The sequence below is a fragment of the Vicinamibacteria bacterium genome (assembly GCA_035620555.1).
GTDB lineage: Bacteria > Acidobacteriota > Vicinamibacteria > Marinacidobacterales > SMYC01 > DASPGQ01.
The window spans coordinates 1-9,330 of record DASPGQ010000111.1 but is presented as its reverse complement, the minus strand read 5'-3'; the positions used below and the strand labels follow the sequence as shown (position 1 = coordinate 9,330).

The following is a 9,330-nucleotide window of genomic DNA, read 5'->3' as shown; positions in this document are numbered from 1 at the left end:
ATGCTTTAGTCCGCCACTAAACCCGCCGCCTTCGGCGGCGTAACCCAAAGAGCTTCGAGCGATCCGGCGAGGAATGCTAGGTTCTCCCTCCGGGAGGGTCCCGTGGGGTCTCCGAAAGGAGAACCTGCATGCACGAATGGGAGAGCCTGTCGCATGTGCGATGGGAATGCAAATATCACGTTGTGATCATCCCGAAGTATCGGAGAAAGGTGTTGTATGGGAATCTGCGCAGGCGTGTGGGGCGGATCCTTCGAGAGCTGTGTGATCAAAGAGGAGTAGAGTTGATCGAAGGCAACGCGCAGCCGGACCATATCCACATGTGCTTGAGCATCCCACCAAAATACAGCGTCTCTCACACGATCGGGTTCCTGAAAGGGAAGAGTGCGGTCCGGATCCATCGAGAACTGCTGCGAGAACGTCGGATGACGGGGCTGCATTTTTGGGCGAAGGGTTACTGCGTGAGTACTGTTGGTCTGGACGAGGAGCGAATCAGAACGTACATCCGGGAGCAAGAGAAACTCGAATCTCGCCAGGGTGACCTCGACCTGAGTTAACCAAGACACGGCCCCAACGGGGCCTTGCTAACGTCATAGGCCCCCTCGGGGGGGCCTTCCTAAACCCACGCCCTATGGGCGTGGTCGATTAGTCCCTTTCCGGCCGAGTTGCCGGACGCCGCCGGAAGCTTAAGCCCTGATTCCCGGTACGATCTTTCTCTCGGTCACGACGGCGAGCCCACCGCCAAGCTGATGAGGCCACCACGAGGGTCTTCTTTGCTCCCGGGACAGGAGGTCGTATGACTCTCTGGGAGCTTGACGCCACTTTCCATCGACCTGTCGATTGGGACGGGACCTGTCGGGTTCCCGCCATTGGCCGCGCGAGGGCGACTCGTGACATCCTTTCACCATGGCTAGCACAGCCACACAGAGCGAGGCGGACATCCTGTCCCGGATCATTGCCCCTGGGAACGCGACGCTGCCGTCACCGACGGCCGAGATGATTCTCGCTTTCGACTTCCCCGGCGTCGTCGCCCACCGTTCGCCGCGCTTGTAGGACTCGACGAGGAGCAGCAGCTTTCCGAAGATCTCGCTCAGGTCTCCCCGATGGATCTCGGCGATGATGAGAACGTAGGGCGACTCGACGTCCTGGAGGACCCGGTCGCAGAATCCCCTGGCTGGCCGGCCACAACAAAGGGGATTGGCCACAAAGGCACAGAGCCGGCTACGCACAGAGTCGACGCCCGAACGCGATCTCGAGACCGTAATCGCCATTGCGCCCGCGCACCCCCGCGGTGTCCGAATGAACCCCGACGCCGGCGAGCCTCGGGGAGGCGCACACCCGTGGTAGATTGGCGGCGCGTGAGCGGCGTGAGCGAGAAGAGCCGGGGCGGCGAGCCGATCCTGCCCGACCGCAAGGTGTCCGAGACGTTTTTGGACTTCGCGGCGCCTTTACTTCAGGCGATGCCGGCGGACGCTCTCGAAGAGGGGTTCGAGCGAGCCCTGAAAGTGGCCTACGTCGTCTGGAACGCGGTGGTCTACGCGGACGTGGCTGGCGATGCGCGCTTTCTTCGTGACGTCAGGCGCGGTGTGGAAGCGAAGCCCGAGCTCGCGCGCCTGGTCGAGAGCTTGATCCACCGCAAGCGCTCTCTGTTCGGAGGCGACTGGAGATGCATCGGGAGGTGGGAAGTGAGGAAGACGGCAGACGGGTTCGACATGCGCGCCGATGCCAGAGATCCGAGGACGACGTCGCGCCGAAGTCACTGATTCGGTTGGCGGATTCGAGAAGTCCACGGTGAAAGAACCCTACCAGTCGCTCGTTGCCCCCGATCGGGGAGCCCGGGAGGCGCTTTCCCGGGAGGAGCTACAGAAACTCGGCAGGCCTCTTCTGGCGGACTTCAGGGCCCGGAGCGATGAGGAGCTCGTGGCTGGGCTCGCCGAGCTGGGCGTCACCGTCGATCGGGAGTCCTTCCAGCGCGACGCGTCCTCCCATCCCTCCGCCGAGGAGCTTGCGGGCGCCTACGTGAAACGCAACAGGCTCCGTACGAAGGGCTGGGACTTCGAGCGCGTATGGATCGCTCTGATGCTCCTCTGGGAGCGGTGGCTCCCGGAGAGACCGTCGCTCGAGGAGTTCGACGAGCGGATGGTGACTGGCTACGCCCGGCTCAAGGAGGACGACGTCACCGGCGCCGTCGAGAGCTGGCTCGAGGCGTGGCCGATCTTCTTGCGCATCCTCGACGAGACCCGAACCCGGTCGCTGGCGGAGTTCGACGACGTGTTCGGATTGAGCGAGCTCGTGCAGAACTGGGTCGGAGACGTCGAGATGCACCTCTGGAACGCGGGTCTCCAGCACGAGCGCTTCTTCCGCTGCGGCATCGAGCTCGTGAACGAGTATCTGGCGAGGTTCGAGGCGGAGGGCGAGCTCACGACCGAGAACATGAGGCGCGCCCTCGCTTCGTTCCACGTCCGGCTCGGCGATCTGGCGAAGGCGGATGCGCTCTTCGAGCAGTGGCTGACGCGCGATCCGAAGTGGGGGTGGGGCTGGATCGGATGGTCGGACGCCTATAGGTTCGATGCGCCGGCAAAGGATATCGAGCGCGCCGAGAGCTTGCTGCTGCGAGGGCTGGCCGTGGGCGAGGTACGTGACGAGATCGATCTCCTCGAAAGGCTCGAGACGCTCTACGAGGACGAAGGCCGGGAGGAAGACGCGCGGGCGGTGCGCGCGAGGATGGACGCCCTGCCTCCAGAGCGCGCGCGGCGCTGTTCCGAGCCCGCCATCGAGGCTCCCGCGCCCGTGGAGACGGTTCGCAGAGCGCCGAAGGTCGGCCGGAACGAGCCCTGCCCGTGCGGGAGCGGCAAGAAGTACAAGAAGTGCTGCGGCCGCTGAAACGACGGTTCGTGAGTGACGGATCTGCGGCTCCACGCCCGCTCTCTCAATCAGGCGCCGGACCGCTTGGGACACGCTCCACCATCCGCATCGGGAAACCGCACTGAGCCTCGCGGATGTCCTCCTCGAGCCGGCGCACCATCACGACTTCGAGGGCCTTCTTGCCCCGCACCCCGCGGGTGAAGCGATACGGGTCGGGGAGCTCCAGGAGGGTGGAGAAACTGTTCGAGTGGCCGTTGTGCGGAGTGGCCGAGAGGAACAGCGCTTGGTGTACTTGACCTCGCCGCCGAAGAATGTCGCGGACATCTTGTGCGCCTCGTCGCAGACCGTCCCGGTCGTCGATCAGCAGTCCGTCGGCACCCAGTTCCTCGGCCAAGAGGATGGCATCGCGCTCGCCTTCTCCAAGGTAATCGAGGTTTGGGTCGGCAGACTTCGTAGGAGACACGACCTCCACCCATTCGGGGCGTTGCGAAAACCACGCTTACACATGGGGCGCCGTCTCTGCTGCCTGCAGCTCACGGAGGAAGACGACGTATGATGACTCGCCGGTAAAGCTCATAGAGCGTATCGACTTGCCGATCAGGATCAGGTAGTTGACCGGGGACGTGTCGGAGACAATGATCATTGGCCAGTAAGCTCACGACTTGCTTCGACCTCCCGGTCCAGGTCCTCTTCGGTGTACTCCAAGTAAACGCCCGCACGCTTCAAGAGCGCGTCCACTTCCCATCGCGACCCGAGGCCGAGCAAGCGCTGGACCTGACTCTGGCTGAGCGCACCGGAGCGGTAGCCCTCGATGGCGATGGCTTCGCGCGCGGCTTGAGAGATGTCTCCCCACTTGCCTTCCAGGCGCCTCGCGATGTCTTCCGGCAATTCGACGGCGATCTTCATCAATGTTTCCCTCGCACTTTGGGTGTGGATGGCGCTTACCTACTCGTTCATTCTAGCGCCGTCGGGTGTTTCTCGCCCCCCAGGCCAGTCCAGCCATCGCTGCCCGGGAGCTCGTCAGAACCAGGCCCGCCGAAATAGCTAGCTGCTAAGCTAGAAGTAAGAGCGGGGGCAACACTTGCCCTCACCGGCGGGCTCTCCTATTCTTGGGCCATGACGGGTGGAGAGCGCTTGCAGGAGACCCCTGCGGCGACCGCAGAGCGCGCCGGTGCACCGGCTTTCGTGCGCCGCGTCCGGATTCGCAACTACAAGAGCCTCGGCAAATGTGACGTTGAGCTTCATGCTCTCACGCTTCTCGTCGGTCGGAACGGATCCGGCAAGAGCAACTTTCTTGACGCACTGCGTTTCGTAACGGACGGCCTCCAAACGTCACTCGATCATGCCATCAAGTCTCGGGGTGGTATCGATGCCGTGCGGCGACGCAGCACGGGACACCCTCGGAATTTCGCAATCGACCTCGACATCACGTTGGACGATTGGAATTTGGCGACCTATGGATTCGAGATCTCGGCAAGATCCCGTGGCAAGTTCGCGGTCAAGCGCGAACAGCTCCGCATTGGGAGGTCGGACGGCCGCTCGATCGCATCCTACGTCGTGGCCGACGGCGAAGTCGTTCAGTCGTCGGCACCGAACCCTCCTCCTGCGTTCCGCGACCGTTTGTACCTCGTCACGGCATCGGGGCTTCCCGAGTTTCGATCCGCCTATGACGCTCTTCTTGCGATGGGTTTCTACAACCTCAATCCGGACGCGATGAAAGAGCTACAGAGCCCTGATGCGGGTGAGCTCCTTCATCGTGATGGCGCAAACATCGCTAGCGTCGTCTCGCGGTTGCGAACCGACCAGCCCGAGACGATGAATCGAATCATCGCCTATCTCACATCCGTAGTGCCCGGAATCGTCGACGTGGAACGGATCGCTCTCGGTCCGCGTGAGACCCTCGAGTTCCGGCAGGAGGTCAAGGGCGCAAGTCACCCTTGGCGATTCTACGCCGTAAGCGTTTCTGACGGAACGCTGCGCGCGCTTGGCATTTTGGCGGCGGTCATGCAGTTCGTCGGACATGAAAGGCCCGTGCGGTTCGTCGGCGTCGAGGAGCCGGAGACGGCTTTGCATCCCGCAGCTGCCGGCGCCCTGATGGACGCGCTTTCCGAAGCGGCGCAGCATACTCAGATTGTCGTAACAAGCCACAGCGGTGTTCTCCTAGATGAGATCGACATCGACGAGCATGGATTGCTAGCGGTTATTTCTGAACAAGGGGTAACCAAGCTGGGCGCCATCGACGAAGCCAGCGTGCAGTCGATACGCGAGCATCTCTATACCGCCGGAGAGCTTCAACGGATGGATCAGCTCGGCCCGGACGTAGAGGACTTGAAGCGGCAGGAACAACTTCAGCTCTTCGAAGAGGACGAGGAGCCCTAGGACGCGGTGCAACGGACCCTCCGGGTCGCGCCGATCGTCGAAGGCCACGGCGAAGTGGCCGCCGTCCGAACCTTGATCCAACGAATCTGGACTGAGGTCGTGCAAGGCGATTACGTCGACGTGCTCTCCCCAATTCGGCAGCCAAAATCGAAGCTTATTCGAGAGCAGGGGCTAGAGCGTGCTGTCAGGCTTGCTACGGCGAAACTCACGCAGCAACAAACGGAGCGCGTCCAGAGTCTCATCCTAGTCCTCGTGGATGCAGATGAGGACTGTCCTGCGGAACTTGGGTCGCGACTGATCGAGCGTGCACGTTCGTCGACGCATGTCAACGCTGAGGTTTGCATCGCACAGCCTGAGTACGAAACGTGGTTCGCAGGTGCGGCGACATCCCTCGAAGAGTTCCTCGATTTGGGCAATGCGCCTGTGCCGGAAGACCCCGAAGCGCAAAGAGCGGGTAAGGCTTGGATCAAGGACCGCTTTCGCGGCGCGAAGTATAGTGAAACCGTGGATCAGGTCCGCCTGACAGCACGAATGGATTTGCTGGACTGCCAGAGGCGTTGCCCGTCATTCAGCAGGATGTGCGCCAAGCTCAAAGCCATCGCTGCCAGTGAGTGACGCCCGCAATTACGTCGGCCGCCAAGGCTGGTCGAGCCTCAGCTATACGACCTCGAAGCCGTGGCTCTTTAACTTTGGGAGCTAAACACCTTGATGGCAACGTCGCGCCGATCTGACAAGCGACGAGCGAGATAGACGGCACCCATGCTGCCCTTTCCCAGCACGCCCTTGATGTCGTAGTGCGGGAGCAAGCTGGAAAGGTGGTCTAGAACAGCGCGATCATTGGTTGTGAGCTTATCCCGGCACGCCGAGCACACGTAGGGCCGCGGGGAGCTTGTTCCCCTGTGCTCGAACTCCATCGCGTGGTGCACGGACGTCGTCCCCGCCTGCTCATGGTGAAAGAGCTCACCTCGATTCTGGCCAAGCGGAGATAGTTCCCGTGGAGCTCGAGGACGTATACTCTAGGAAAAGCTCATGGCGCATTCTCTCGATAGACTCACGGTCCGAGGGTTCAAGTCCATCCGTTCGCTCGAGCAGTTTGAGCTCCGTAGACTGAACGTCCTCATTGGCGCCAATGGAGCCGGAAAGAGCAATTTCGTGAGCCTCTTCACGCTCCTTCGTGCGATCGTGATGCAGGAACTGGAGTTAACGGTTAAAAAGGCGGGTGGCGCCGATATCCAGCTCTATCTCGGCCCCAAGACCACCAAGAAAATCGAGGTCGAGCTTCACTTCGGGCTCAATGGCTATCAGTTTTCGCTGGAGCCGACCGCGGACAATCGACTCGTATTCTCCGACGAACACGTGTTCTTTTCCGGCGATTATGGTCCCACGCAGCGATTATTGGGACGAGGGCACTTCGAATCGAGGTTGAAGGATTTGAAGGATGCTCCCGGCGTCACGGCTGAGCGCGGTATCCCATATCACGTGTTCGAATCAGTCGAGTCGTGGACCGTGTACCACTTCCACGACACGAGCGAATCGGCAGCGGTCAGGCGGAAAGGGACGACTCGGGACTACGAGAAGCTGCGTCCCGATGCGGCGAATCTTGCCGCCTTCTTGCTCCACACGAAAAAACGATACCCTCAGAAGTACCAGCTCATTCAGGAATCGGTACGGCTCGTTGCCCCTTTCTTCGACGATTTCAAACTACGTCCCGAGGAGCTGGCGGGCGACACGGTCGTGCAGCTCGAGTGGTCTCAGCGCGGCAGTGACTATCCGTTTCATCCGTCCCAGCTATCCGACGGAACCCTGCGATTCCTCTGCATGGCGACGGCGCTTCTCCAACCAAGTCCGCCGGCGACGATGCTATTCGATGAGCCTGAGCTGGGTCTTCATCCCTACGCGCTGGGCGTCCTGGCAGGTTTACTGCAGCAGGCCGCGACGCAAAGGCAAGTGATCGTCTCCACTCAATCCGCAACGCTTATCGATCACTTCGAGCCGGAGGACGTTGTCGTCGTAGACCGCGACGAAGGGGCGTCCACCTTCCGGAGGCTGGATTCGCACGGGCTCACGGAATGGCTGAAGCAGTACTCGCTCGGCGAGCTCTGGGAGAAGAACGTCGTCGAGGGAGGACCCGTGCATGAGTAGGGTTCTGGCACTCGTCGAGGGCCAGACCGAGCAAACATTCCTCAGAGACGTTCTCGCACCCTATCTCGGCACGCGGGAGTATTCCTCACGGCGGCGCTCATCGGAAAGCCGGGACATAAGGGCGGCGTCCGCCGATATGCGGCCGTGCGCCAGGACTTCATCACTGCGCTCAAGGAGGATTCCCGCCGTTTCTGCACGACCATGTTCGACTACTACGGTCTCCCGTCAGACTGGCCGGAGCTTTCCAAGGCAAAAAAGCGGCAACCCAGAGACGGCGTCAAGCTGGTCGAGAAGGCTCTACTCGAGGACGTGGCGAAGCAATTGGGATTCTCATTCGATGCGAAACGATTTCTGCCCTACATCCAGTTACACGAATTCGAGGCGCTGCTCTTCAGCGATCCCGACAGGCTTGCTTCCGTACTGGAAAACCCGTCTCTGTCGACCAAGCTCCAGTCCGCTGTGGATGAATGTGGTGAACCGGAAGCGATTGATGATCATCCGGACACGACGCCATCGAAACGGATCATCGACATCGCGCGGCATTTTCAGAAGACTTTTCACGGAGCCATCGCATCAACGCGCATCGGGTTGGACCGAATGCGAGAGAAATGTCCTCATTTCCACACGTGGGTGAACATGCTGGAAGCACTTGGGTCGGTCTCGCCCTGACACTCTCCGCCCGAGTGCAACGATTAGGGCTCGTTGGGTAATTCCCGCAGCACGCCCAGCTGCTCCGCTACCGAAGAAGTGTCTCTGAACGACGGCGCGTCCGTTTCGAGCGTATACCCCATCGCTTTGTAGCCGCGACGGCGCTTCTCGAACATGCGGGCGAGCATGGGGACGTGTCGGTCCACATAGTCGACGATGCGAACCTCGGTCTTGCCATGGGCCCGACGGTGGAGGCGGCCCGCGTACTGGACCAGCGTTCCTCGCCAGGACACGGGAAGCGTCAAGAATAGGGTATCGAGTCGCGCGTCGTCGAAACCTTCGCCGATGAATCGGCCCGTGGCCAGAACGAGCCGAGGCGCGCTCTTCGGGAGAGCCGCGAGCCTTTCCATCGCTTCGCGTCGCGCTTTGGGTGTCATTCCGCCCCGCAGGATGACGCGGTTCGGCGCTTCGCCTGCGAGCTCACGTTCGAGGAGGTCGAGATGATCTCTCCTCTCCGTGAGAACGATTGGAGAGCGTCCTTCTCGCAACGCCGCGGCGACGTCGTCCAGAATGAGTCGGTTGCGGGTGTCGTCCTCGGCGAGCTCTCGGTAGATGTCCTGGATCGTCGCATTCGAGGTACCCTGACGAAGCCGGAACGTCGTCTCGCGCACCACAAGGCTCCGCTCGAAGGGTCGGTCATTCGCTTCGACCTGGCTCGAGACGGCGAAGCGAACCGGACCCAGCTGAAGCTGAAGGATCGGTTGAAGGCCGTCGCGGCGATTGGGAGTCGCGGTCAAGCCCAGCACGTAGCGTGCCTTGACCTCCCGCATGACGCGCTCGAAGGATACCGCCGGGACGTGGTGGCACTCGTCCACGATCACGTGCCCGTACCGGGGGACGATCTCATCGACGTCACCGCGCCGGGACAGGCTCTGGATCATGGCCACGTCCAGACTGCCGTTGGCCCTGCGAGACCCGCTCCCGATCCGTCCGATTTCCTTGGGCGGCAAGTCCAGAAACGTCGAGAGCTGGGCGATCCATTGTTCCAGGAGCGGCGTTCGGTGAACGAGCACCAGTGTGTTTCGACGTCGCTTGGCGATGAGATGGGCGGCGATCACCGTCTTTCCCGAAGCTGGAGGAGCGACGAGCACCCCGATATCGGTCGCTTCCAGCGCCTTCGCCGCGCGTTTCTGCACGGCGCCGAGCTCTCCATGAAAATCGACACAAAGAAGCGAGCCCTCGACCCGAAGGTCGTCGGTAATCAGGTTGATTTGGTAGTCCGTCAGGAGCTTCTTTAGT

10 protein-coding genes and 1 pseudogene are annotated in these 9,330 nt (G+C 61.5%); 7 read left to right on the top strand and 4 right to left on the bottom strand.

The genetic code is table 11. The features are described 5' to 3' along the window. The first annotated feature begins 128 nt into the window (after positions 1-128). Complete coding sequence (gene tnpA / locus VEK15_04565; protein ID HXV59944.1) at positions 129-554, top strand: IS200/IS605 family transposase; 426 nt, start codon at positions 129-131, stop codon at positions 552-554. 129 nt (positions 555-683) lie between these two features. Here the strand turns inward: tnpA and VEK15_04560 are convergent, their stop codons facing one another. Beyond that, positions 684-1,226 carry a hypothetical protein gene (locus VEK15_04560; GenBank protein ID HXV59943.1) on the bottom strand — a complete coding sequence of 181 codons (543 nt, stop codon included), beginning with the start codon at positions 1,224-1,226 and terminating at the stop codon, positions 684-686. Positions 1,227-1,337: 111 nt separating this feature from the next. Here VEK15_04560 and VEK15_04555 point away from each other — a divergent pair, with 111 nt between their 5' ends. Next, positions 1,338-1,760 carry a hypothetical protein gene (locus tag VEK15_04555; GenBank protein HXV59942.1) on the top strand — a complete coding sequence of 141 codons (423 nt, stop codon included), beginning with the start codon at positions 1,338-1,340 and terminating at the stop codon, positions 1,758-1,760. 1,036 nt (positions 1,761-2,796) lie between these two features. After that, a pseudogene (locus tag VEK15_04550) lies at positions 2,797-2,880 on the top strand (SEC-C metal-binding domain-containing protein). 46 nt (positions 2,881-2,926) lie between these two features. On the opposite strand, the gene VEK15_04545 reads toward VEK15_04550, so the two are convergent. Then, positions 2,927-3,325 (bottom strand): hypothetical protein, encoded by a 399-nt coding sequence (locus VEK15_04545; GenBank protein ID HXV59941.1) that lies wholly within the window; start codon positions 3,323-3,325, stop codon positions 2,927-2,929. 176 nt (positions 3,326-3,501) lie between these two features. Then, positions 3,502-3,768 carry a UPF0175 family protein gene (locus tag VEK15_04540; protein HXV59940.1) on the bottom strand — a complete coding sequence of 89 codons (267 nt, stop codon included), beginning with the start codon at positions 3,766-3,768 and terminating at the stop codon, positions 3,502-3,504. Between the two features lie 210 nt (positions 3,769-3,978). On the opposite strand from VEK15_04540, the gene VEK15_04535 reads away from it, so the two are divergent. The 4 genes from VEK15_04535 to VEK15_04520 all read left to right on the top strand — a co-directional run bounded on the left by VEK15_04535 (position 3,979) and on the right by VEK15_04520 (position 8,052). Continuing rightward, positions 3,979-5,241, top strand: a complete 1,263-nt coding sequence (locus VEK15_04535; protein HXV59939.1) for an AAA family ATPase — start codon at positions 3,979-3,981, stop codon at positions 5,239-5,241. Between the two features lie 6 nt (positions 5,242-5,247). Next, a complete protein-coding gene (locus VEK15_04530; GenBank protein ID HXV59938.1) occupies positions 5,248-5,856 on the top strand; it encodes a DUF4276 family protein in 609 nt (202 codons plus the stop codon). Positions 5,857-6,270: 414 nt separating this feature from the next. Next, positions 6,271-7,383, top strand: a complete 1,113-nt coding sequence (locus VEK15_04525; protein ID HXV59937.1) for an AAA family ATPase — start codon at positions 6,271-6,273, stop codon at positions 7,381-7,383. 36 nt (positions 7,384-7,419) lie between these two features. Then, positions 7,420-8,052 (top strand): DUF4276 family protein, encoded by a 633-nt coding sequence (locus VEK15_04520; GenBank protein ID HXV59936.1) that lies wholly within the window; start codon positions 7,420-7,422, stop codon positions 8,050-8,052. A 23-nt stretch (positions 8,053-8,075) separates the two neighbouring features. Here VEK15_04520 and VEK15_04515 read toward each other — a convergent pair. Continuing rightward, a partial coding sequence (locus VEK15_04515) for a DEAD/DEAH box helicase (GenBank protein HXV59935.1) occupies positions 8,076-9,330 on the bottom strand: 1,255 nt, incomplete at its 5' end.

What these genes read in the sequence shown, in the direction of transcription:
- tnpA (HXV59944.1), top strand. Translation starts at nt 129, where the DNA reads ATGCACGAATGGGAGAGCCTGTCGCATGTGCGATGGGAATGCAAATAT.
- VEK15_04525 (HXV59937.1), top strand. Translation starts at nt 6,271, where the DNA reads ATGGCGCATTCTCTCGATAGACTCACGGTCCGAGGGTTCAAGTCCATC.
- VEK15_04540 (HXV59940.1), bottom strand. Translation starts at nt 3,768, where the DNA reads ATGAAGATCGCCGTCGAATTGCCGGAAGACATCGCGAGGCGCCTGGAA.
- VEK15_04535 (HXV59939.1), top strand. Translation starts at nt 3,979, where the DNA reads ATGACGGGTGGAGAGCGCTTGCAGGAGACCCCTGCGGCGACCGCAGAG.